The sequence below is a fragment of the Aquimarina rhabdastrellae genome, from assembly GCA_947387485.1.
Taxonomy (GTDB): Bacteria; Bacteroidota; Bacteroidia; order Flavobacteriales; family Flavobacteriaceae; genus Aquimarina.
Genome location: CANDNT010000017.1, coordinates 20,873 through 43,881 on the forward strand (window position 1 = coordinate 20,873; position 23,009 = coordinate 43,881).

A 23,009-nucleotide genomic window follows, 5' to 3' on the forward strand; every position below is an offset into this window, starting at 1 on the left:
TGCATTAACCGTTAACATCATATAATAGCTTTGTTAGTCGACGCTAAGTCGTATTAGCCTGTTTTCTATTAACTAATCCCTTTTTACATTAACCTCTCATTAACCTCTGGTTAACCTATTAAACTAGTGAGTTTATAAATCTTTGCCTTGCGAATTTATAATATCATAGCACATGAAACTTTACTCATTTTTATTCTTACTTATAATGACCATTGCTTTACAAGCACAACATACAATCAAAGGAACGATTACAGATACCTCAAATGGCATTATTCCTTTTGCAAACGTGACTTTATCCAAAGAAGGGCAACAAGAGCACTTTAAAGGAACGACTTCTAATCAAGATGGTTTTTTTGAGTTGCAAAATATCCCTACAGGAGATTATCAATTACAGGTTAGTTTTATTGGCTTTAAATCTCATACATCTTCTATTTCAATTACTAAAAACACCCAGTTACCATCTATCATTTTATATGAAGAAAGTGAAGCTTTGAGCGAAGTGGTTATCACAGCAAAAAAGCCTACTGTAGCTCGTAAAGTTGATCGATTAGTTTTTAATGTTGCTAATACTACTTTATCGAGTGGAAACGCATGGGAAATTCTTAAAAATACCCCTGGGGTAGTGATTCGACAGGATGCACTATCCATAAAAAATAGTACCAATATTATTGTTTTGATTAATGATAAGCGTACTTATCTATCCTCTACAGAACTTAAAGATTTACTAGAAGGTACTTCTGGTAACGAGATAACTGCGGTAGAAGTTATTACAAACCCTCCAGCAAAATACGAAGCAGAAGGTAGTGCTGTTTTAAATATTAAAATGAAAAATAATCGTGTAGAAGGTTATAAAGGAACTATTAGTAGTAGATTTCAACAAGCTGTTTTTCCTAAATGGTTATTGGGTACATCTCACTATTATAAAACCAAAAAGATAAACTTATATGCAAATTATACTTATAGCCATAGAAAGGATAACCGAGTAGAAGATGAATTTATCATGTTTACTAATCCAGAACAACAATTTGAATCTCACTTAGATCGAAACTCATGGTCTAGATCACATAATTTTAAAATAAATACAGATATTTCCTTATCTAAAAAAAGTACTTTAACATTAGCTTCTCAATTATATTATTCTCCAAATTGGAGTGCAAAAAATACAACTCGTTCTAATGTATTTGATGCTAATCAAGTCTTAACCTCATCTTTTGATACTTTTAATGAAGCTAATAATTTTACTAAAAACTTAGGGCTTGATCTTGACTATACGCTAAAACTTAAAGAAGAAGGTGAAAAGTTAACGGTAAAAGCGCATTATACTGATTATGATAAAAACGGAAATCAAGAAGTAACTACTTTATTCTTCTCTCCTGAAGGCAATTTTGAATCTGCTTCAGGTTTTACTACTTTTTCTGATCAAAAAACTAACATTTATAGTGGGCAATTAGATTATGTATTACCATTCTCTGAAACCGCAAAATTTGAAGCTGGCGTTAAATATGCTTCTGTTAACTCTGAAAGCGATTTATCTCATTTCAACATTCTTGATGATAGTCCTATAATTGATCTTACAAAATCTAATTCTTTTTTATATGACGAAAAAAATATAGCTTCCTATTTAAGTTATGAAACAACTTTGGGTAAGTTTAATATAAAAAGTGGTATACGTGCAGAATATACCGATCTTAAAGGTACTTCTTTAACACTAGACCAAACCAATACTTCTAATTATCTAAAAGTATTTCCTACGTTTTATATACAATATTCTCCTAATGATATGCATCAACTAGGGGTTTCTTATGGAAAACGTATTCGTAGACCTCAATACTCTTCTTTGAATCCTTTTAAATTCTATTTTGGGAACTATTCTTTTTATGAAGGAAATCCTACACTACGCCCTACTATTATCCACAATATTGATCTACAATATACAATAGCTAATAAATATAATTTTGATCTTTATTATAGTTATCACGATGATTATATTACCGAAACTAACTTTCAAGATAATACCGAAAATACGCTACGTTTCACCAATATTAATGTCGCTAAGAAAATAGGTTACGGAATTAATTTTAACACCAATATTAATATAACTGATCGCTGGTCTATTTATACAGTACATTCTGCTTTTTATAATGAAGATGTTTTTAATGCACTTGAAAATAATAATACATTGGTTACCAACAGTCGTTGGGGGTATTATGGATATTTATCTAGTAATTATCAGTTTTTAAAAGATAAAAGTCTAACAGCAGAAATCAGCGGATATGTAGTTACTCCTGGCATTCAAGGTGCTTTGGTAGTCGAAGGTAGTCAAGATCTTTCTATAGGAATCACCAAAAAATTATTGACTGATAAATTAACCTTATCGATTAGAGCTACTGATCTTTTAAATTCTCAAATAGTCAAAATACAAACGCAATATCTAGATCAAAATAATTTCTTTATCGATAATCAAGAAACACAAACAATCCAAATAGGCTTACGATACAATTTTGGGAATCAATCCTTAAAAAAAGGCAAACAAAGTTCAAAAACTGCTGAACAAAAAAGATTGTGATTATATAACTATTCCTTTTAAGGTTAATAAAGATAACTTTAAAAGGAATATTAGTTTTAAAGTTAATTTCATTTAGATTTCAAAGTATATATCAATTCTTTTAAATCTTCCTCATCTAAAAAAAACCATTCACCCCTTTTTCTTTTATGACTATAAGTTTCGTGTAATGCCTTTTCTATTGCTCCAGCTATCTTTCTGTTAATATACTTTTTTGCCGCAATAATTTTAATTTTTGGTTGCTCACTTTGTAATGTTTTTTCTCTTATTTTTGGATTCTTCGATATCCCAATTTTATAAGCTTTATTCCTTAAATCTAACATTAGATATACATAGCAATACTCTTCAGTTTTCTTGTTTAATGTTATTTCATTTTGTAATTCATTAGATAAATGACAACAAATATCTTTCCAATCCGATTCATTATTAAATCTTTTATAGAATAAACTTGGAATTTCTGACCACCTTATCTTGTGACTTTGTTCGATTCCATTTACTGTAGGTCGAAGCTTATTAATCGCCCAATCAGATTGTATTGGTAATTTATTATATTCTGTCAATGTTTTTCTAGCTAAAAATCCCCAGTCAATTAAAATCTGATTCATATCTGATTTTTCAGAAGAAAACCTTGTGGGTTTATCTCCTGCTAAAATTTGAAGCTTAGACCATGTATTTCCTCCCTCAAATGCTTTACTCAATTTCCTTTTAGAAAATTTCTTGTAGAATATTGTAGAAGATGGTTTTTTACCTAATTCTTCTTTAAGTTTTCTATATAACTCAAGGGCTTCTTGTCTAATATCCTCCATTTCATTTCTTTATTCTACATATATAATTTAATAACATGTTCATTTATTTCTAAATATACTAGTTTTATTTTTTTAAGTTCAATATATATTTTTATTACAAAACCTTCATTAATTTTTTAGGATCCATATATTCAAAAAAACGCTGCTTAACTGTAAAATTCTCATTAAGAATTACAATAGCTGGTAATGAAAATGGTTTATCCTTACGACTAGCTAATAATAATGGTATATCGTGATATGCTCTTCTTTGTGATAAGTGCTCTTTATTTACAAATTGCTGTTGGCCAAAAACAATAGTATCTGTAGTTTCTACATCCATTTTAACAGCATAATATTCTTCTTTTATTTTATTGATTACTTGTTCTTTTTTAAAAGCAACTCTATCCATCTTCTTACAGTACACACACCAATCTGCATAAAAATCTATAAAAACCTTTTTAGGTTTTACGCTCAAAGAATCTTCCAGTTGTTCAAATGTAATCCATTGAATTTCTTTTGACTCTTGTGCTTCTATCACATGAGTCATCAACATCCCGATCATTAGTATTCCTAAAAAGGCTTTTATTTTCATTTTATGTTATTATTTAGTGCATTTTACCTAATTTGATTCCTATAAAAAATGATCTAGGAGCATTAGGCCCATAAATATAATCTGAATCTCTTCCTGCTCCTATATCAAAATCATCTTGATAACTATTAAAAAGGTTCTTTACTCCTCCAGAAAATGTTACTTGAAAATTTTCTGTAAAATCCACGTGTGATTCTAATTTAATATTTAGATCAAAAAAGGAATCTACATTATTTAGTTGTAAAAAACCTGTATCACTTACAACTCTAGGAACTGTCATTCCTCCTGTATACGTACCTGTTACATCAACATTAAATATCTCTCCTGGTATCCAACTTGCATTAAAATAACCATAGACATTAGGGTTACGTACAAATTCGTCTACAGCTATATTAGTTTCTCCAGCTACTGTTCCATCTGTTTCAAATAACAATTGAGGTTCATCATACTTTGATTCTTGAATTGTTCCTCCTAATTGAAATTGCCACTTTTTTGATGGAGAAATACCTATCTCGATATTCGCTCCATAAACTTTTGCTCCAGAACCATTACGAACTTCTTCTAATATTGATCCGTTTGATAATGGACTTCCTGTACTTATTATTGTAAAAGGATCTTCTAGTGTGGTATAAAAACTTTCTAATAAAAAATCTGTTTGTACCTTTTTAAAATTCTTTGAATAATTTAGTGATGCTGTATATGCATTTGAATATTCTGTTTCAAGTTGCTCTGATAAAATCACAAATTGAGGTTCTCCTCCTACAGAAGAGATATGTAAATCTTCATTAAATGCTTGTGGCGCTCTAAATCCTCTTGCATATCCTCCTCTAAATTTTAATTCGTCTGTAAATTTATATGCGATTGTTAATCGTGGACTAAATGCTGATTGATTTATGGATACATTACGTGATATATCTCCTACTTGATAAGCTCCAGAAACATCTACATTATCAAAACGAGCACCTATAAGTGTAGTAAACTTATCTGTTGGTTTCCATTCGTATTGTGCGTATGCTCCTATAGTATTTACACTTTGATCAATTAATCTATTATATCCTAAAATTTCATCTTTGGTATCACTGTGATTGTATTCAATTCCTGTAGTAAGAACATCTTCATTTTTAAAATTCTTAGTGTATTGTGCTCCATTAACCCAAGCTAAATCTTTGGTATTTCCAAAAGAATTATTTGCTAAAATACTATCCTGTGCTGTACGACCACCACCTAATCCTCCATAGTAACTCAAACGCTTAGTATATGAAGCCGAAGTATACACTGCAAAAGCATTAGAGAGGTCTTTACTTTGAATTTCGTATTCTGCTCCTCCCAAAAAGGTATCGTGATCTAATTGTTCTGTTATATCTGTAAATTGCGGGGATAAATCTAACCGATCTCCTCCTCGTCTAAACTCCTTTATTGCTGTTGCATTAACAGTAACTTTACTTCTATCATTAGGTTTAATAAAGGCTTTTGCCCCTACAGTATTATTCGTTAACTTAGTTATTTCAGAAAACCCATCCTCATTAGCATCAAAACTATCTCTATTGCGATATGTACCAAACAATGTAACTCCACTGTTAAGATCATCTGCTACAATAGAAGCGTTAAAAGTTAAGTTTCTATCTGGTGTTTTCCCATCTATAAACGTAAAGTTAGATCCTATTTCCCACGTATTTAATACTGGGTCTTTTGTAATTACATTAACAGTTCCTGCTATAGCACTTGAACCAAAAAGTGCTGATCCTCCACTGCGTACTACTTCTACTTGTTCTATAATATTGGTAGGAATTTGCTCTAATCCATAAACTCCAACTAACGAAGTAAAAATTGCTCGACTATTGACTAATACTTGTGTATATGCTCCATCTAATCCATTAAGTCTCACTTGTGTAAATCCACAATTTTGACAATTAGTTTCTACACGTACTCCTGGAGAGTAATTTAACCCGTCTGCTAAGGAGATGGATTGTGTCGCAGTTAATAATTTTGGACTCAATGTGGATACTACTACTGGTGCTTTTTTACGGTTAACACGATTACGTGTTGCACTTACCACAACTTGATCTAGGTTTAATCTATCTTCTTGTAAATCGTAATCTTTATTTATAGTTTGATTCTCTTTTATTTCTACCTTTTCTGAAACAGATTGATATCCCATCAAATAGATACTTAATTGATAAATACCTATAGGTAGTTTCTCTAATTTATATACTCCATTTTCGTCTGATGTAGCACCTGTGGATAACTCTTTATTTTCTACTTTAACAGTAGTATATGGTAACGAAACTCCTTTTGCTGTAATTTTTCCAGTTAAAATTCCTTCTTGACTATATCCTACAAAGGCACTTAAAAATAGCCCTAGTATTACTATATATGATTTCATTTGTAATTCTTGAATTAGTAATTGCAAATATAAAAAGTAAGCCTAGACTAACAAATTTTTCAAACCAAAACAAACATAATTCAAAACACTAAAAATCAATCCTTTTTCACAATAATCATATTCACTCTTATTAATATTTTTTAATTTAAAAACAGATTAATTTTGTATTTTAACACTTACAATCATTTTTTCAACTAATCATATAAATTCAATGAAACAACTATCCTTAATACTGTTTTTATTTTTTCTTTTTAGTTATACTACTACAACCGCTCAAAGTTATAGTGGTAATAAAGAAGACATTAATTCAATTTTAACTAACCTTTCTAATTTCTCTAAAGCTGTGATGGCTTCAGATTATCAAAAAATAGGAAATGCATATACTATAGACGCTAAAATTTTCCCAAATAATAAAAACATTATTAAAGGGAAAAATGCAATCATTACATATTGGACTTTACCCGAAGGTATAAAAACTAAATATCATAAGATTAATCCAGAAGAGATTAAAATAATTGGTAACGAAGCTTATGATTATGGTTACTATGAAGGAATTACCTTAAAAACAGACGGGAAAGAAATTTCCTGGAAAGGAAAATATGTGATCGTTTGGAAAAAGATAAATCAAGAATGGAAAATTTATCTCGATATCTGGAATAATATTCGCGATTAGAAATCACGCTATAAAAGAGACCAAGAGCAAGATACTCTTGGTCTTTTATTTTTTAAAATAAATTTCGTCTATCAGTAATCAATTGCGTATTATCAAAATGACCATTATCAAAGTCAATTTTATCTGCTTTTACTGCTATAGGGAAATAATTATTGGTGTTTGAAACCATTTTTAAAGTATGATCATTATCAATAGCAAAGTTGAGTTTACCATCTGCTATACCGTTTAATTTTGCTGTTAAATCTGCATTTAAAGTAAAATCTGTTTCTATTTCTACAACAAGATTCTTTGCTGATAAAATACCCGAAATCACAATAATATTATTTCTATTTGCATTTTTTAATAAAGCTCTATTAGCATGGTTAAAATCAGCATCAGACAGATATGTTTGTATTTCGCCAATAGGCACTTCTATCGTTTTAGAATTATCATAACTAATAGTTACTTTTTTACCTGATTTAATTTCTGATGATACTTCAAAAGTTCCTAAACCTAGAGATTTAAGTAACTCCTCTAGTAATGTTATTCCTAGATTAAACTTATATTCATTTTTCATTGTTGCATTAACATTTAATGCGTCATTTTCAATTTTATCAAGTGTTACATCACTTTTAAAAGCATGATCAATACTTGAATAATACAATTCAATATCGCTAAAAGGTCGTTTTAACCATAATTGTAAAAGTTTTTGATTCCTTATAGGTCCTCCTATAAGATCATACCCTTGATTTCTAAGCGTTTTTGTGAGATTCATATCTATAAATTTAAAACTGTTTCTTGATCGTTATTCCTTATTTTCTTTATCTCCAAAACAAGTTTCCTTATCTCACTAATTTACAACATGAATACGAGATATTGTTACGGTTTAACCGCGCTATTTTAAACCTATTTTTTATTTATTTAAATAGTACTCTTATAATCATAAACAATACATCTATCCAAAATGAGTTTATATGCTATCAAAAGCGTTCTTAATTTACAAGTTCGTTTTCTATTCAGATTGTTTACATTTGCGACAGAATCCAATACCTAAACCTATGATAGCCTACTTAAAACTAATTAAAATCGATAATCTTATCCTTATCGCTTTGGCCCAACTAGCCATTAAATATGGTTTATTCGAACCTTTTGATATTTCCATTACGCTTAATGGATTAGGAATTACTTTATTGGTTTTGGCTTCGATATGTATTGCTGCAGCAGGAAATATTATGTTAGAAATGCATACAACATCAACTAATTCTTTATTACAGCAATATCAAATCTCTGAAAAAACAGCTGAGCGTTTTTTTATAGGTTTTTCTGTAATTGGAGTTGCTCTTGGTTTTTATATGGCCAATTTAATTAATAGGCCTGGCTTTGCCGCTTTGTTTATTATTACCTCTGGAATCTATTATTTATATGCTACATATCTTAAAGAAATGTTAATTGTCAAAAACTTAATCATTGGTTTACTAATGGCTTTGGCAATTCTAGTTGTAGTAATCTTTGATCTTCTTCCTGCTATCACACCTCAAAATCAGGCATCACAATCCGTATTCTTTTCTATTTTATTAGATTATGCATTTTTAGGTTTTGTTATTGTCATTATTCGTGAGATTATAAAAGATATTCTTTCAATGGATGCAGATCACAATGCACAATTAAAAACAATTCCGTTACTTTTAGGGCGTGAACGAGCTGCTAAACTTTGCGGAATCTTAGCTATTATTCCTATAGCAGCTTTAGTTTATTATATCTATACCTATTTATTTAATAATACAAATGCTGTATTATTTGCCTTAGTTTTATTAATCGGCCCTCTATTGATTTTCTTAATCAAATCATGGACAGCATCTTCTACTAAGGATTTTAATATTTTGAGTTTATTACTTAAAATTGTTTTAATTACTACTGCAGTTTCTTTAATGGCTTATCAATTTGTATTATCATAATTATCATGCTAGCAACACTTTTACAAGATTATAATATCATATTAGCCTCAGGTTCCCCAAGACGTCATCAGTTTTTTAAAGATTTAGGACTTAACTTTACTATTCAGCTTAAAGATACAGAAGAGGTTTATCCAGAAGAATTAGAACATCACGAAATATCAGATTATCTCGCTGTATTAAAAGCTAATGCTTTTAATGATTTACAAGAAAAAGATATTTTAATAACCAGTGATACTATTGTTTGGCATCACGATATTGCTTTAGGAAAACCAAAATCGTTAGAGCATGCCAAAGAAATGATTGCCTCTTTATCTGGTACTACTCATGATGTTATTACCTCTGTATGCTTTAAAACTGCTACAAGTGAACATGTTGTACATCATACGACTAGAGTAACGTTTAAAGAATTAACACCTGAAGAAATTGAGTATTATGTATCTACTTATAAACCATTAGACAAAGCAGGAGCTTATGGTATACAAGAATGGATTGGACTAATTGGGATTACTCATATCGAAGGTAGTTATTTTAATGTTATGGGATTACCAACTCATATGGTGTACAAAGTGCTATCAGATATTGCTTCGGTTTAAATTTTAGTTACGTTTGATAGTACAAAATTTCTAGTTTTATCGTATTTTCATAGTATTAATTTAGAACATAGTATTACTATATCTATACTTTTTTGACTATGAAAACATTTAAAATTTTAGGCAGTATTGCGCTACTGAGTATTGCAATTATTACCGCTTGTAGTAATGCGGTATCTAACCCAGAAAAAGCTACTACGACTACCTCAACAGAACCCAAACCAGCAGCCAAGCCTCTTAGCGAAGCTTTTAAAAAATACTGGTATAACGGTCAAGCCGAAATCACTTCATATCAATTATCACAAGCTCGATATGGAGAATTACGAGAAGGTAAAGCAGTTTTAATCTATGTTACCGAAGATTTTTTATCCAAAGCTCAAGTAAAAGCAGATAATCAACATCCAGATAACATTCCTGTACTCAAATTAAACGCTACAAAGAAATTTGCTACTGGAATTTATCCTTATTCTGTAATGCAAAGTTCTTTTTATCCCGTTGCTAATAACCAACATGCCATCAAGGTTTCTGGTTCTATGCAAGAATGGTGTGGCCATATGTATGCTCAAATTAACAATAGAAAAAGTTTTGAATATACCGCTCATTCATATTTTGAAGATCAAGCAGATGAGGCTTTTACTCTTGATAAAGCTATTCTAGAAAATGAATTATGGAATCAAATTCGTATAGCCCCTAATTCACTACCTATAGGAGCTCAAAATATTATTCCTGCTATAGAATATATTAGACTAAAACATGTGAAGACAAAAGCATATACTGCTCAAATCACAAAAGAAACAAACGACACTACTACAACTTATAGCATTACTTATCCCGAATTACAACGTTCACTAGCTATCACTTATACCAATGATTTTCCTCATAGTATAGAACAATGGACAGAAACCTTTAAAAGTGGATTTGGTGCAAATGCAAAAACATTAACTACTACTGCCACAAAACTAAAAAGTATACGCTCTGTATATTGGGGTAAAAACAGTAATCGAGATACCCATCTTAGAGATAGTTTGCAATTAGCAAACCAATTTTAGTCCATCATATAAAAAGCGAGTGTTACCTAATTGAGGTAACACTCGTTTTCTTTCTTTCAATAACTAATTACAGTAGATATGATCTAACTGTATATTAATTGGTTTTAAGACCACATTCTATAAAGCACCATAATCATCCCTATCAAAATACTTCCTACTATAAGACTGTGCTTATACGCTTCTTTTTTCTTTTGTGCCTCAAACCTTAGTTTAAAAGCTTGCATTTCCTTTTCTGGAAATTCAAAATGAGAAAAGTTTTTACTGGAAATAATAGCCTTTTTTAATTGGCCATGATTCTTGGTAGATGACTTTGCAATAGCCGTGATTGTACTCATATTTGTGTGATAATTTATGATAAACTGGTTAGTATACAAATATAACATTTTACTAGTCAATAACATAATGTAATCTCGATAGAAACTGATACATTTTTATCCTAAAAATATCTTCACTTTTATAGCTACTAATAATTATCTTTGAACAAAAGAACACCTTCTTATGTACAATGAACTGCTTATTTTATTTACAGCTATTTTTTCACTAGGTCTAGGTTTTTTATTAGGTAAATACATTGCTAACCTGCAATACAAAACAAAAAACAACGCCTTAGCAGAAAAAACAAATCGATTACAGTTCCAGTTGGATGAACATAAGAAAACTGCACAAAACAATATCACTCAAATTGCTAAACAATTGACTGATATACAAAATGACACAGATAAAAAAATATCATCATTAACTAGAGAACGCGAAGAAATACGTAGAGAAAAGGATTTTTTAAATACGACTTTAACCAGACGTAATACTGAATATGAAAATTTAAAACATCAATTAAATCAACAAAAATCTGAATCTGAAGCACTCCAAGTCAAATTCACCAAAGAGTTTGAAAATCTTGCAAATAAGATTCTAGAAGAAAAATCATCAAAATTCACCTCTCAAAACCAAGAAAATCTTAAAAACATTTTAACGCCATTACAAGAACGCATCAATCTATTTGAAAAAAAGATCGAAGATTCTCATAAACAAAGTATCGATTATCACGCTGCTTTACGTCAGCAAATTATCGGACTTAAAGATCTTAATGAGCAAATGAGTAGAGAGGCTATTAATCTTACCAAAGCTTTAAAAGGTGACACCAAAACACAAGGTAACTGGGGCGAATTGGTATTAGAACGCGTATTAGAAAAATCTGGATTAGAAAAAAATAGAGAATATTTTGTTCAACAGAGTTTTACTACCATAGAAGGTAACCGTGTTTTACCTGATGTTATTATCCATTTACCTGATGATAAAAAAATGGTGATAGATTCCAAAGTTACTCTGGTAGCTTACGAACGTTATATTAATGAAGAAGATGAAACAAAAAAAGCAATCCATCTTAAAGAACATTTATTAGCTCTTAAACGTCATGTAGATCAACTTTCTTCAAAAAATTATCAGGATTTATATGCTGTCGATTCTCCTGATTTTGTGCTATTATTTGTTCCCATAGAACCTGCTTTTGCAATTGCTTTAAATGAAGATACAAATCTATACAATCAAGCTTTTGAAAAAAATATTGTTATTGTAACTCCTACGACACTATTAGCTACTTTACGTACCATCGATACTATGTGGAATAATGAAAAACAACAACGTCATGCTATAGATATTGCTAGACAGGCAGGTGCACTTTATGATAAGTTTGAAGGTTTTGTAAAAGATCTTCATGGTATAGGAAAACGCCTTAACGATACTCAAAAAGAGTATGATGCAGCTATGAACAAATTAATTGATGGTAGAGGAAATTTGATTTCTCGAGTAGAAAAGCTAAAAAAAATGGGAGCCGATGCAAAAAAAGCCCTACCTGAAGAGCTTATACATCGTGCAGATACTAATGATCATTAATTTTATTGATGAGTACATCAATTCACTTCTAATCTTATTGATTCGCAATTGATACGGATTGTTTTTTCGTTTTCAAAACTAAAAATAATATCATCATTCTCTTGAGGTAAACCATCTTTCCTATCTATATATGCATCATTAATATCACGCTCACGTTTTGGGAAAAAAGTTATATAACTCAAAATATTTTCATCTTCTGGATATATACTATTATCTCCTTCTTCATAATAAAAATAAGAAGTATTTGTACAGATAAAAACTAATGTTTTAAATTCATCTTCTTCTACCCAATGACCATCTGATCGTTTGAAAAAAACTTTAATACAATCATTTTCTTCTATATACTTATTAAATAAAAAATTATTGTGCAAATCAATATGTCGTCCATGATATAAAACTGCACAATTCTCTGAAATTTTAAAGTTTACTTTCATATTATCAAAACTAGTTTTTTTACATTTTTTAACCTTACTTTTAAAATAAATTCTAAGTCTTTGAGTTTTTAACATTTGTTAAAATAGTTTAAGGTATAGACTTATATATTTACCCTTTCATTCTAAAAAAGAAATCTATGAACATTACATTAGCTCAAGCAGAACAAGCTATAGCTGCAGCAAAAGAAAAAGCAACCACAATTGAAACCTTAATGGACATTGCTATTGTTGATACAGGAAGTAACTTGGTTGCTTTTGCTCGTATGGATGGTGCTTGGTTAGGCTCCATCGATATTGCGATCAAAAAAGCAAAAACTTCTAGTCTATTTCATAAAGAAACAGGTGTACTAGGCGAATTATCTCAACCCGGCGGTCCATTATTTAATATAGAGCACTCTAATCAAGGCTTAATTACTTTTCCTGGTGGTGTCCCTATCAAAAATAAAGAAGGTGTTGTTATCGGTGCTATAGGAGTAAGTGGTAGTACCATCGAGAATGATCATACTGTAGCTCAAGCTGGAGCAGAGGTTGTATTATCGCTTTAAAAACAATATACTTTTCCTTATGTAAAGATAGCTTTTCATTTAAAAGGCTATCTTTACAGCATTAACACAATTACCTTTTAAAACCTCATGAAAAAGATATTATTCCTTTTTATCACTGCTGTTGTTTTATTAGCTGCCTTATGGTATGCTTTTGTTTATTTTGTTTCATATAGCGAAGGTACACGTAGTGGTGAATTAATTAAATTTAGCCATAAAGGTTTCGTTTTTAAAACTTGGGAAGGAGAGATTAGTCAAGGAATCTCTGGTGCTCAAATCTTTTCTTTTTCTGTAGAGAGTAATGATAAAGATGTTATCAAAAAAATGGAAGATTTACAAGGACACTATGTTAAACTTGTTTATTTTGAACGTTTTAGTACTTTACCTTGGTTAGGAGATACTAAATACTTTGTTACTGATGTTGTAAAAGAGCAATCACCTCATCAATAATTGAAATCATTAAAATACTATTGCGACTACTATAAGTACACTTTAATACCCATTACATGAAAACTTTTAAGCGCTCTATAGAATCTCAAGTTGTACTTTCTGAACTCATGCTTCCATCCCATTCTAATTTTAGTGGAAAAATTCATGGAGGATATATTCTTTCCTTAATGGATCAAATTGCATTTGCATGTGCTTCAAAACACTCTGGACTCTATTGTGTAACAGCTAGTGTAGATAAGGTTGATTTTTTAAAACCTATAGAAGTTGGCGAATTAGTCACGCTTAAAGCTTCTGTAAATCATGTAGGAAATACGTCTATGGTAGTAGGGGTACGTATTGAAGCCGAAAATATCCAAACTGGAGTCATTAAACATTGTAACTCTAGCTATTTTACTATGATTGCCAAAGATAATCAAGGTAAAAATGTTCCTGTTCCTGGGTTGATTTTAGAATGCGAAACTACTGTTCGTAGATTTGTAAGAAGTATTATTAGAAAAGAAGAAAGTAAAGCTCGTAGAGATCGTTTTAAAGAATCTAAATTTGATATGAACGAGCATCTAGATCGATTAGATGGTTATAATGTCAAAATTGAGCTTAAAAAATGATAAATATATAAAGGGCGTATTAATAATACGCCCTTTATATATTTATCATTCAAACAACTGTATTTCTCTTCCGTTAAGTGGTTGTTCTATTCTATAATTGTGCATAGGCATAATTTTTTGTAAAATCCTTACTTGTTCTAGAGATACTGTTATAGGTTCTTGAAATACAAACCACTTTACACCTTCTGTACAAGGTGGTGTGGTAAATGATCCTGTATAATGATAATATGATTTATTTTGGGGTAAATTAAGATTGACATTAAAGGCTTTATTAATAGCTTTCTTTTCTCCTATTTTAATAGGCAAATACTTTTCTAAAAATTCAAAAGGTTTACTACTCAATCCCTCTTCTACTAAAACTCCCAAAACTGCATACTCTTTTTGATTATTTGCATGTACCATATGTATTTCCATGGGATAACGAATACCATTAATGGTATGCTCTGATGCTTCGTGAAAATGAATCTGTTTTAGATCAAATCGCTTTCCTTCAACAAGGATATAATCTCCTTTCTCAAAGTTATATTGAATGGTATGTCCATTATTAATTACCTCATGGATCTTTGTATTTTCTCCATAATGAATTGCTAATAGATTTTTATCTGTAGCTTTTACAGCTGTGGTCTTAATGATGTTAATTGGTGATTGAAAACGTTCTCCACAATCTGCATTTATTTTGGTATCTGCCCAATGTTCTGGTCCCATTTCTCCTTCATATTCCCAAGTAAGATGTGAGCTATCTTTATGTGATTGTTTTTCATTTTCATATTTATCCTTCCCTTCTTGACCTTGTTGTTTACACGATATACTTAATAAACTTAATACTGTAACGATTATCAGGTATTTTTTCATTCTCAATCTACTTTAAATTAACGCACATTCATAAAAAACTACAAATCAAATAAATACACTTAACAAAGCAGTCGATATGATTTCTATTTTCTTACATTTCTTTCTTATTTTTTTACAATTTTTTATGCATTAATAACCTTATATTATTCCATAAAAAAATCCTGCTTTTTAAGCAGGATTTTCAATATTATTAGAATTTATTTTATTTACTTAAATACATTTTTCTTCTCGAATATAAGTCATAAAACTCGTCTTCTTTTAAACTATCTATAAATAGAATGCTTTCACCTGTACTCTTCATCTCTGGTCCTAACTTTTTGTTTACATTAGGAAATTTATTGAAAGAGAACACTGGTTGCTTAATCGCATAACCTTCTAATTCTGGATTAAAATCAAAATCTGTTACTTTCTTTTCACCTAGCATTACCTTAGTCGCATAATTTACATAAGGTTCTCCATAAGCTTTTGCGATAAATGGTACTGTTCTTGAAGCTCTTGGATTTGCTTCAATGATATATACCATATCATCTTTAATAGCAAATTGAATATTAATTAATCCTTTAGTATTTAAGGCTAAAGCAATCTTCTTAGTATGATCTTTAATTTGTTGCATTACAAATTCACCTAAGTTAAACGGCGGTAAAGTTGCATTTGAATCTCCAGAGTGTATTCCACAAGGTTCTATATGCTCCATAATCCCTATGATATATACATTCTCTCCATCACAAATAGCATCTGCCTCAGCTTCTATTGCTCCATCTAGATAGTGATCTAATAAAAGTTTATTATTAGGAATCTTACGCAGTAAATCTACTACATGCTCTTCTAATTCTTTTTTATTGATGACAATCTTCATTCCTTGACCTCCTAATACATAAGATGGTCTTACTAGAATAGGAAAGTTTAATCGGTCTGCTACTGCTAAGGCCTCTGCTGCAGTTTCAGCTGTATCGAACTCTGGATAAGGGATATTATTTTCTTTTAAGATATTAGAGAAACTTCCTCTATCTTCTGCTAAGTCAAGTGATTCAAAACTAGTACCTAAAATCTTGATACCGTAACGCTCTAGTTTTTCTGCTAGTTTTAAAGCTGTTTGTCCTCCTAATTGAACAATAACTCCTTCAGGTTTTTCGTGACGAATAATATCATAAATATGCTCCCAAAAAACAGGCTCAAAGTATAATTTATCAGCTGTATCAAAATCTGTTGAAACTGTTTCTGGATTACAATTAATCATAACTGTTTCATACCCACATTCTGCAGCAGCTAATACTCCGTGTACACAACAGTAATCAAACTCAATTCCTTGTCCGATTCGGTTGGGTCCTGATCCTAAAACGACAACTTTTTTCTTATCACTTACTTTGCTTTCGTTAGCTATATATCTTTCGCCTTGAGCGGTTTCTACTTCAGCTTCAAAAGTTGAGTAATAATATGGTGTTTGTGCTTTAAATTCTGCTGCACAAGTATCTACTAATTTATAAACACGTTTAACACCTAATTCTTCACGTTTTTTATATACTTCGCTTTCATAGCATCCTAACATATGTGCTATCTGACGATCCGCAAACCCTTTTTGTTTAGCTTCTAATAATAAATCTTTGCCTAAAGAGGCTATAGTATATGTAGAAATTTCTTTCTCTAAATGATAGAGTTCTCTATATTGCTTTAAGAACCACATATCAATTTTGGTAATCTCATGAATTCTGCTAAGCGGAATTCCCATTTGAATCGCATCATAGATTACAAAAACACGATCCCAACTCGCATAAGTTAATTTCTCTATGATCTGATCATAATCTTTATATCCTTTTCCATCGGCACCTAAACCATTACGTTTAATTTCTAAAGATTGTGTTGCTTTATGTAATGCTTCTTGAAATGATCGTCCAATACCCATTACTTCTCCCACAGATTTCATCTGTAATCCTAAAGTACGATCTGATCCTTCGAATTTATCAAAATTCCATCTCGGTATCTTTACAATTACATAGTCTAATGTAGGCTCAAATAATGCAGATGTTGATTTAGTAATTTGGTTATCTAATTCATCTAATGTATATCCTATAGCCAACTTACTTGCTATTTTCGCAATAGGATATCCTGTAGCTTTAGATGCTAATGCCGAAGATCTAGATACTCTAGGGTTAATCTCTATAGCAATAATATCTTCTTTTTCATCAGGACTTACTGCAAATTGTACATTACATCCTCCTGCAAAATCTCCTATACTACGCATCATATGGATTGCCATATCACGCATGCGCTGGAATGTTTTATCGCTTAATGTCATTGCTGGGGCTACAGTGATAGAATCTCCAGTATGGATTCCCATAGGGTCCATATTCTCGATAGTACAAATAATGACTACGTTATCATTCTTATCTCTTAATAACTCAAGCTCGTATTCTTTCCATCCTAATAAAGCTTTATCTATCATTACCTCATGAATAGGAGAAACTTCTAATCCACGAGTTAATAATTTATCAAAGTCCTCTTCTTTATGTACAAAAGAAGCTCCTGCTCCACCTAATGTATATGAAGCTCTAATTACTAAAGGAAATCCAAATTCTTGAGCTATTTCTTTCCCTTTTAGGTATGAAGTAGCCGTTGCTTGAGGAGCCATAGGAATTCCGATATCCAGCATTAATTCTCTAAATTTCTCACGATCTTCAGTAATATTAATTGCGTCTATATCTACTCCTATAATTTCTACATCAAAATCTTCCCAAATTCCTTTCTCATCCGCTTCTATACACAAGTTCAATGCTGTTTGTCCTCCCATAGTAGGCAATACTGCATCGATATTAGGGTGTTTCTTTAAAATCTCGATTATAGATTTTGTATTCAACGGTTTTAAATAAACATGATCCGCCATTGATGGATCTGTCATTATAGTCGCTGGATTAGAATTTATCAAAATGGTCTCTATTCCATCTTCTCTTAATGAGCGTAAGGCTTGCGTTCCAGAATAGTCAAATTCACAAGCTTGACCAATGATTATAGGCCCCGAACCTATAATTAAAATACTATTAAGACTTTTATTTTTAGGCATTTAGAAAAATTATTATGGTAGTTTATGTAAATTTAATGTAATTAAAGGGTACAAAAAAAGGCGTTACCTATAAAAGATAACACCTTGGATATATTGTCTATAAACAAATCATGTTTTAGTACTTATGTCTTGTTTCAGAAGATACCGATAATTTCTTTCTTCCTTTAGCTCTTCTACGAGCAAGTACTTTTCTTCCGTTTACAGAAGCCATACGCTCTCTAAAACCGTGTTTATTTTTTCTCTTTCTCTTCGATGGTTGAAACGTTCTCTTACTCATTACTAAATATCTTTATAAATCTGTATGCTTGATAAATCTTTTTTATATAATACGTTTTGTTCTCTCAAAACCGAGCGCAAATATATGTATATTTTTTACACTGACAAACCCAAAATTAAAAAATTTTCACATAATATTTATCTTTTGGATATCATTTTATAACACGAATATACTATATATATAATATTAAGATTTATTTATTGATAAAACACACATAATCAATCATATTCTTTCTTATATAATACGTCTTTTATCTACATTATACTTGTATCACTATTATAGTCATATCAAGCGTTCTTCTATTATAAAAAGTTATAAGTTTAATCGTACATCAGTAATTGTTTTATTACCTTTGCCAACTGATTAAAATTTTTATTCATGTACAACAAAAATATAAAATTAATAATAGCCGGACTTATTGTGGCTGTAGCAATTTGGCAAATGATAGAAAGTTATATCGGTAACGGAATCATGTTACTGCTTCTTGCTAGTGTTTTTGTCTTTTTATATTTTAAAAATGAATTTATTCTTCTTGCGTTTTTAAAATTGCGTAAACAAGATTTCCCTAGGGCTCAAAGTTGGTTAGCCAAAATTAAAGATCCTGAAGCTGCACTTACTGCTAAGCAACAAGGGTATTATAACTATCTTCAAGGAATCATGTTATCTCAAACAAATATCACTCAAGCTGAAAAATATTTAAAGAAAGCAATCAAACTTGGTTTAAATATGGATCAGGATTTGGCTGTTGCTAAATTAAACTTAGCTGGTATTGCAATGACTAAACGTAGAAAGAGAGAAGCTCAAATCTTGTTGAACGAGGCAAAAAAGCTTGATAAGCACAACATGCTTAAAGATCAAATTGCCATGATGAAACAACAAATGAAACGTATTTAGTATTTAAAGCTTTATTGTAGGTTCACATACTATTCTTATAGGTTTACCGTTAATCTTCTATATATTTGTGTTACAGTGTGTTTTTTGCTCAATGTAATTATTTGAAGATTATACGGACATAAATATCATAAAGGTTTAGAAGTTATCATATCCATGAGAAATATATTAATAGTATTTATCCTATTATTAGGATTCAATTTTATTTCTGCTCAAGAGCGACAAATTGATTTTTCTACTGCTATAGCTATTCACTTAAAAAAATACAATAAAAGAATTAATAAAGCTTATCGCGAAAAAGATCATGAACGTGGTACATTCTTATTTGATTCTTTGGTCGACAATCACCTTAAGGGAACTTATATTGATAATTTCAAGATAAAGCCACTTAAAGGACGTGCTATAGAGTTTAGTGAATTTGAAAAACCCATGTTTTTAATCACTATGTCATCATGGTACGCTCCTGCTATAGGAGAAATTCCAGCACTTAATGATTTAGCCGATAAATTTCATGATCTTATTGATTTTGTTGTTTTGTATTTTGATAGAAAAGATAAGGTTAAAGAAAAATCAAGAGATTATAGTCACCATGTACAAATAATGTATGTGGATGAAAGCACTAATAGAGATTCTCATATTATCAATAGTTATAAGCATGCTTTAGGTGTACCATTAACATATTTGACTAATGCTGATAAGAGAATTCTTGACATACGAAAATTAGCTACACATCACTCTAGTGAAACTTTAAGCAATTCATATACTATTTATTATAATGCTTTTTCAAAAAACGTTTCGCTATTAGTTGCAGATTTAGATGCTGTAAAAGAAAACACTCAACAAATCGACATATATCAACAAAAAGAAATATATGACGAAGAAGATTTAGACGAAGAAGGGAATGATTAATCATTCCCTTTCTTTTTATTATTCATTATGTTTTTAATCTCCTCCACAAGAAGAACATGAGGAACAAGATGAGCATGAAGAACATGAGCTACAACTACTCCAGCTAGAATCGCTATCTCCTCCCGTACTGTCAAAATCAAACCAGTCAGAAAAGAATGAGTTATTGTCTTCACTATTACCACTCATTGTACCATCAAATATATTTTCTGTATTTTCTGCTTCAGCATCAAAATAATCTGAAGACGTATCTACTTCTTCTTTAAAACCTAATGACTCACCATTTTCATTTTCAAAATGAGTATCTTTTACCGTCATATGATGAGAATGACACATACTTGACCACAGCATACTGTAAAATACATAATCTCCAAATCCGTAATACACTTCTCCCCCAGTACTTGGCGCTCCTCCATATACAGTACCTCTTTTTGAAGTTTCTTTTTCTTGAGGTACGATCATTTTTGTTTTTACATCTATAGTCACATCATCTACATGCAGATATTTGGTTATATCCATTTTTAATGCTTCCAAAAATGCAGTAAATCGCTTTTCTTGCTTAAATGTATATGCATCATAAGTTTCTTGACTTTGCATAACTTCTTCCATCTTTTTCTTCATCAATTCATCTTCTTCATCACTACTAGAAAAGTCTTTCAAATAACCACAAACTTCTACTTCTATGGGATATTCTCCTACCTTATGTACTCTATTGATATGTATTTTTAATAGATATTTAAAATCATCATCTAAATATTCTAATACCATCAATATCTTCTCAAAATGAGTTGCCATAGATTCGTCTATACGAATATCATAGGTATCCATAGCTTCTTTAAGGTCATCTTCTTTCCCTTCGTGATCTAAATAAAAGTTGATGTCATCATGAGCTAATTGAATAATATTAGTGATTTTATTTGCTCTTAATACAGCATTCAATTGCTGGAGGATAGATAAGCTAGTAAAAGTCTCTCTTTCTTGTTTATCTGTGACGTTACCCAAAGTCATATAGTAAAACATTTTCTTAAAGACTTTGGTCGGTTTTACCCTATCAATTTTTGTCAATTGAGATGGGTCAATAGTTAGTTTTCCTTCAAAAAACATATGGTATAGTGATTATTAAGAACTACAAGCGCCACATTGTGCTTCACTCCATTCTTCATAAGCCCAATCTCCCCATATTTTTTTATCAGGTGCTCCAAAATGCAAAATGTATAACTTAATAGTTTGTTTAAAATTTGATTGATTATTTAAAGTATTATCGTCTGGTGTATGGTGTATATATCTACCCAAATATTGAGTGCAATAATGATGATACAACCTCGTACATAAAATAAACTCATGCCAAGCTTGATCTACCCAGTATGATGGACTCAATGTTTGTTTATATACTGTAACTAGATATAAAAACTTTAATACTTCTTCTAATAGTGCTTCTTCTTTTATAGGTTCTTGTTCTAACGCAATGCTAATTTTCTTTTTTAATATTGGTGTTTCTTCAATAATCTTTAGAACTTCTTCACGTATTATATGAGTATCTATTAGACGTTCTTGATGTTTTAATATCATTGCCCCACAGTCGTATAAATTCCTTTTTCTGGGATATCAATATAATATTCCTTTTTTGAAGCATTATTAAGATGAGCTTCTCTTAACCATGGATTGTGTAATTTCAAAATTTTATAGTTTATTCCGAAATGCTCTGCAAATTTTGAGAAATCTGTCACTACAGAGTCTACCTTAACTTTGTATGTAGGAATATGTTTATACAAATCTTCATCTTTCATATTAAACCCATATTTTTCTGGGTGAGATAATATTTCTTTTAATGCGATTATTCTAAAAACATACCTTCCTGTTTCTTGTCCTAAAAGAAGATCGTAATAATTGGTTACATTTTGCCTTTTTAATTGCTTATTTATTCCTCCATTACCAGCATTGTAAGCAGCAGCAGCCAAAGTCCAACTACCAAAACGTTCTTTAGACTTTTTTAAATACTTACATGCTACTTCTGTTGCTTTTTCTATATGATATCTTTCATCAACATTTTGATTCACCTCTAATCCATATTCTCTCCCTGTATTCTTTAGAATTTGCCAAAATCCAGCTGCTCTAGCTGGTGATAATGCTTGTGTAAGTCCACTTTCTATCACCGCCAAGTATTTAAAATCCTCAGGGATTCCATGTTTTTCCAAAATTGGCTCTATGATAGGAAAATACTTATGCGCTCTTTTAAATAACAATAACCCATTTGATTGCCAATATGTATTTACTAGCAATTCACGATCCATACGTTCTCTAATATCTGGATTTTCTATAGGCACTACTTCTCCTGCTAGATTTAATTTTTCTGGAATTGGTAATGCATATACATTATAATCGTTTAAAAGCTTTTGCTCTATTTTCTCAATAGCAATATTACTTTCTTTTTTTTCAACCTGAGTAGCATTAATAAATGTACCGCAAACAAATACTCCACCCAAGAGCATTAATACTTTTTGTAATCCCTTCATCTTCTATCGCTTTAAAATTGTTTATATA

The 23,009-nt window shown here is 30.6% G+C and carries 23 protein-coding genes; 11 read left to right on the forward strand and 12 right to left on the reverse strand.

Going from position 1 to position 23,009, the window contains the following annotated elements; genetic code table 11:
• Positions 1–172: 172 nt before the first annotated feature.
• Positions 173–2,566: a TonB-dependent receptor domain-containing protein gene (locus tag ACYEKI_RS18105; protein WP_459212621.1), complete on the forward strand. Its 2,394-nt coding sequence runs from the start codon at positions 173–175 to the stop codon at positions 2,564–2,566.
• A gap of 68 nt (positions 2,567–2,634) precedes the next feature.
• On the opposite strand, the gene ACYEKI_RS18110 is transcribed toward ACYEKI_RS18105, so the two are convergent.
• From ACYEKI_RS18110 to ACYEKI_RS18120, 3 genes are all read right to left on the reverse strand, one after another.
• Positions 2,635–3,369, reverse strand: a complete 735-nt coding sequence (locus tag ACYEKI_RS18110) for a GIY-YIG nuclease family protein (protein ID WP_459212622.1) — start codon at positions 3,367–3,369, stop codon at positions 2,635–2,637.
• Positions 3,370–3,463: 94 nt separating this feature from the next.
• The gene (locus ACYEKI_RS18115) at positions 3,464–3,940 is read right to left on the reverse strand and encodes a thioredoxin family protein (RefSeq protein WP_459212623.1); all 477 of its coding nucleotides are present in this window, start codon (positions 3,938–3,940) and stop codon (positions 3,464–3,466) included.
• Positions 3,941–3,953: 13 nt separating this feature from the next.
• A complete protein-coding gene (locus ACYEKI_RS18120; protein ID WP_459212624.1) occupies positions 3,954–6,320 on the reverse strand; it encodes a TonB-dependent receptor in 2,367 nt (788 codons plus the stop codon).
• Between the two features lie 211 nt (positions 6,321–6,531).
• Between ACYEKI_RS18120 and ACYEKI_RS18125 the strand changes: the two genes are divergently transcribed.
• A complete protein-coding gene (locus ACYEKI_RS18125; RefSeq protein WP_459212625.1) occupies positions 6,532–6,993 on the forward strand; it encodes a YybH family protein in 462 nt (153 codons plus the stop codon).
• Between the two features lie 52 nt (positions 6,994–7,045).
• Here ACYEKI_RS18125 and ACYEKI_RS18130 read toward each other — a convergent pair whose 3' ends face one another.
• On the reverse strand, positions 7,046–7,747 hold the full coding sequence (locus ACYEKI_RS18130; protein ID WP_459212626.1) for a gasdermin: 702 nt from the start codon (positions 7,745–7,747) through the stop codon (positions 7,046–7,048).
• A gap of 283 nt (positions 7,748–8,030) precedes the next feature.
• Between ACYEKI_RS18130 and ACYEKI_RS18135 the strand changes: the two genes are divergently transcribed.
• The 3 genes from ACYEKI_RS18135 (at position 8,031) to ACYEKI_RS18145 (ending at position 10,566) form a co-directional block, all read left to right on the forward strand.
• A complete protein-coding gene (locus tag ACYEKI_RS18135) occupies positions 8,031–8,927 on the forward strand; it encodes a geranylgeranylglycerol-phosphate geranylgeranyltransferase (protein ID WP_459212627.1) in 897 nt (298 codons plus the stop codon).
• A gap of 5 nt (positions 8,928–8,932) precedes the next feature.
• The gene (locus ACYEKI_RS18140; protein WP_459212628.1) at positions 8,933–9,520 is read left to right on the forward strand and encodes a Maf-like protein; all 588 of its coding nucleotides are present in this window, start codon (positions 8,933–8,935) and stop codon (positions 9,518–9,520) included.
• Positions 9,521–9,618: 98 nt separating this feature from the next.
• Positions 9,619–10,566, forward strand: a complete 948-nt coding sequence (locus ACYEKI_RS18145) for a septum formation inhibitor Maf (RefSeq protein ID WP_459212629.1) — start codon at positions 9,619–9,621, stop codon at positions 10,564–10,566.
• A gap of 104 nt (positions 10,567–10,670) precedes the next feature.
• On the opposite strand, the gene ACYEKI_RS18150 is transcribed toward ACYEKI_RS18145, so the two are convergent.
• The gene (locus ACYEKI_RS18150) at positions 10,671–10,901 is read right to left on the reverse strand and encodes a hypothetical protein (RefSeq protein ID WP_459212630.1); all 231 of its coding nucleotides are present in this window, start codon (positions 10,899–10,901) and stop codon (positions 10,671–10,673) included.
• A 163-nt stretch (positions 10,902–11,064) separates the two neighbouring features.
• On the opposite strand from ACYEKI_RS18150, the gene ACYEKI_RS18155 reads away from it, so the two are divergent.
• The gene (locus ACYEKI_RS18155; RefSeq protein WP_459212631.1) at positions 11,065–12,456 is read left to right on the forward strand and encodes a DNA recombination protein RmuC; all 1,392 of its coding nucleotides are present in this window, start codon (positions 11,065–11,067) and stop codon (positions 12,454–12,456) included.
• A 17-nt stretch (positions 12,457–12,473) separates the two neighbouring features.
• On the opposite strand, the gene ACYEKI_RS18160 is transcribed toward ACYEKI_RS18155, so the two are convergent.
• Positions 12,474–12,890, reverse strand: coding sequence for a hypothetical protein (locus tag ACYEKI_RS18160; protein WP_459212632.1), 417 nt, complete (start codon positions 12,888–12,890; stop codon positions 12,474–12,476).
• Positions 12,891–13,027: 137 nt separating this feature from the next.
• Between ACYEKI_RS18160 and ACYEKI_RS18165 the strand changes: the two genes are divergently transcribed.
• From ACYEKI_RS18165 to ACYEKI_RS18175, 3 genes are all read left to right on the forward strand, one after another.
• Complete coding sequence (locus ACYEKI_RS18165; protein ID WP_459212633.1) at positions 13,028–13,435, forward strand: GlcG/HbpS family heme-binding protein; 408 nt, start codon at positions 13,028–13,030, stop codon at positions 13,433–13,435.
• 87 nt (positions 13,436–13,522) lie between these two features.
• Positions 13,523–13,882, forward strand: coding sequence for a 6-phosphogluconate dehydrogenase (locus ACYEKI_RS18170; protein WP_459212634.1), 360 nt, complete (start codon positions 13,523–13,525; stop codon positions 13,880–13,882).
• 56 nt (positions 13,883–13,938) lie between these two features.
• Positions 13,939–14,487: an acyl-CoA thioesterase gene (locus ACYEKI_RS18175; protein WP_459212635.1), complete on the forward strand. Its 549-nt coding sequence runs from the start codon at positions 13,939–13,941 to the stop codon at positions 14,485–14,487.
• A gap of 45 nt (positions 14,488–14,532) precedes the next feature.
• Here ACYEKI_RS18175 and ACYEKI_RS18180 read toward each other — a convergent pair whose 3' ends face one another.
• From ACYEKI_RS18180 to rpmH, 3 genes are all read right to left on the reverse strand, one after another.
• Complete coding sequence (locus ACYEKI_RS18180; protein WP_459212636.1) at positions 14,533–15,339, reverse strand: carbonic anhydrase; 807 nt, start codon at positions 15,337–15,339, stop codon at positions 14,533–14,535.
• Positions 15,340–15,541: 202 nt separating this feature from the next.
• On the reverse strand, positions 15,542–18,394 hold the full coding sequence (gene carB / locus ACYEKI_RS18185; RefSeq protein ID WP_459212637.1) for a carbamoyl-phosphate synthase large subunit: 2,853 nt from the start codon (positions 18,392–18,394) through the stop codon (positions 15,542–15,544).
• A 115-nt stretch (positions 18,395–18,509) separates the two neighbouring features.
• A complete protein-coding gene (gene rpmH, locus ACYEKI_RS18190) occupies positions 18,510–18,671 on the reverse strand; it encodes a 50S ribosomal protein L34 (protein ID WP_459212638.1) in 162 nt (53 codons plus the stop codon).
• Between the two features lie 378 nt (positions 18,672–19,049).
• On the opposite strand from rpmH, the gene ACYEKI_RS18195 reads away from it, so the two are divergent.
• Both ACYEKI_RS18195 and ACYEKI_RS18200 read left to right on the forward strand, forming a co-directional pair.
• Positions 19,050–19,565 carry a DUF2892 domain-containing protein gene (locus ACYEKI_RS18195; RefSeq protein ID WP_459212639.1) on the forward strand — a complete coding sequence of 172 codons (516 nt, stop codon included), beginning with the start codon at positions 19,050–19,052 and terminating at the stop codon, positions 19,563–19,565.
• A 153-nt stretch (positions 19,566–19,718) separates the two neighbouring features.
• Positions 19,719–20,471 carry a TlpA family protein disulfide reductase gene (locus tag ACYEKI_RS18200; protein WP_459212640.1) on the forward strand — a complete coding sequence of 251 codons (753 nt, stop codon included), beginning with the start codon at positions 19,719–19,721 and terminating at the stop codon, positions 20,469–20,471.
• 33 nt (positions 20,472–20,504) lie between these two features.
• Here the strand turns inward: ACYEKI_RS18200 and ACYEKI_RS18205 are convergent, their stop codons facing one another.
• Genes ACYEKI_RS18205 through ACYEKI_RS18215 form a run of 3 tightly spaced genes read right to left on the reverse strand, consistent with a single transcriptional unit; the run spans position 20,505 to position 22,981 of the window.
• Entirely contained in the window at positions 20,505–21,572 is a 1,068-nt protein-coding gene (locus ACYEKI_RS18205; RefSeq protein ID WP_459212641.1) for a hypothetical protein, read from the reverse strand.
• A gap of 15 nt (positions 21,573–21,587) precedes the next feature.
• Positions 21,588–22,037, reverse strand: a complete 450-nt coding sequence (locus ACYEKI_RS18210) for a glycine-rich domain-containing protein (protein WP_459212642.1) — start codon at positions 22,035–22,037, stop codon at positions 21,588–21,590.
• The gene (locus ACYEKI_RS18215) at positions 22,034–22,981 is read right to left on the reverse strand and encodes a lytic transglycosylase domain-containing protein (RefSeq protein WP_459212643.1); all 948 of its coding nucleotides are present in this window, start codon (positions 22,979–22,981) and stop codon (positions 22,034–22,036) included. Before ACYEKI_RS18215 ends, ACYEKI_RS18210 begins: the two co-directional genes overlap by 4 nt.
• Positions 22,982–23,009 lie beyond the last annotated feature (28 nt).

Coding starts and splice junctions, on each gene's coding strand:
- ACYEKI_RS18175 (WP_459212635.1), top strand. CDS start 13,939: ATGAAAACTTTTAAGCGCTCTATAGAATCTCAAGTTGTACTTTCTGAA.
- ACYEKI_RS18110 (WP_459212622.1), bottom strand. CDS start 3,369: ATGGAGGATATTAGACAAGAAGCCCTTGAGTTATATAGAAAACTTAAA.
- ACYEKI_RS18155 (WP_459212631.1), top strand. CDS start 11,065: ATGTACAATGAACTGCTTATTTTATTTACAGCTATTTTTTCACTAGGT.
- ACYEKI_RS18180 (WP_459212636.1), bottom strand. CDS start 15,339: ATGAAAAAATACCTGATAATCGTTACAGTATTAAGTTTATTAAGTATA.
- ACYEKI_RS18115 (WP_459212623.1), bottom strand. CDS start 3,940: ATGAAAATAAAAGCCTTTTTAGGAATACTAATGATCGGGATGTTGATG.
- ACYEKI_RS18210 (WP_459212642.1), bottom strand. CDS start 22,037: ATGATATTAAAACATCAAGAACGTCTAATAGATACTCATATAATACGT.
- ACYEKI_RS18195 (WP_459212639.1), top strand. CDS start 19,050: ATGTACAACAAAAATATAAAATTAATAATAGCCGGACTTATTGTGGCT.
- rpmH (WP_459212638.1), bottom strand. CDS start 18,671: ATGAGTAAGAGAACGTTTCAACCATCGAAGAGAAAGAGAAAAAATAAA.
- carB (WP_459212637.1), bottom strand. CDS start 18,394: ATGCCTAAAAATAAAAGTCTTAATAGTATTTTAATTATAGGTTCGGGG.
- ACYEKI_RS18140 (WP_459212628.1), top strand. CDS start 8,933: ATGCTAGCAACACTTTTACAAGATTATAATATCATATTAGCCTCAGGT.
- ACYEKI_RS18200 (WP_459212640.1), top strand. CDS start 19,719: ATGAGAAATATATTAATAGTATTTATCCTATTATTAGGATTCAATTTT.
- ACYEKI_RS18130 (WP_459212626.1), bottom strand. CDS start 7,747: ATGAATCTCACAAAAACGCTTAGAAATCAAGGGTATGATCTTATAGGA.
- ACYEKI_RS18205 (WP_459212641.1), bottom strand. CDS start 21,572: ATGTTTTTTGAAGGAAAACTAACTATTGACCCATCTCAATTGACAAAA.
- ACYEKI_RS18145 (WP_459212629.1), top strand. CDS start 9,619: ATGAAAACATTTAAAATTTTAGGCAGTATTGCGCTACTGAGTATTGCA.
- ACYEKI_RS18125 (WP_459212625.1), top strand. CDS start 6,532: ATGAAACAACTATCCTTAATACTGTTTTTATTTTTTCTTTTTAGTTAT.
- ACYEKI_RS18165 (WP_459212633.1), top strand. CDS start 13,028: ATGAACATTACATTAGCTCAAGCAGAACAAGCTATAGCTGCAGCAAAA.
- ACYEKI_RS18120 (WP_459212624.1), bottom strand. CDS start 6,320: ATGAAATCATATATAGTAATACTAGGGCTATTTTTAAGTGCCTTTGTA.
- ACYEKI_RS18135 (WP_459212627.1), top strand. CDS start 8,031: ATGATAGCCTACTTAAAACTAATTAAAATCGATAATCTTATCCTTATC.
- ACYEKI_RS18215 (WP_459212643.1), bottom strand. CDS start 22,981: ATGAAGGGATTACAAAAAGTATTAATGCTCTTGGGTGGAGTATTTGTT.
- ACYEKI_RS18160 (WP_459212632.1), bottom strand. CDS start 12,890: ATGAAAGTAAACTTTAAAATTTCAGAGAATTGTGCAGTTTTATATCAT.
- ACYEKI_RS18105 (WP_459212621.1), top strand. CDS start 173: ATGAAACTTTACTCATTTTTATTCTTACTTATAATGACCATTGCTTTA.
- ACYEKI_RS18150 (WP_459212630.1), bottom strand. CDS start 10,901: ATGAGTACAATCACGGCTATTGCAAAGTCATCTACCAAGAATCATGGC.
- ACYEKI_RS18170 (WP_459212634.1), top strand. CDS start 13,523: ATGAAAAAGATATTATTCCTTTTTATCACTGCTGTTGTTTTATTAGCT.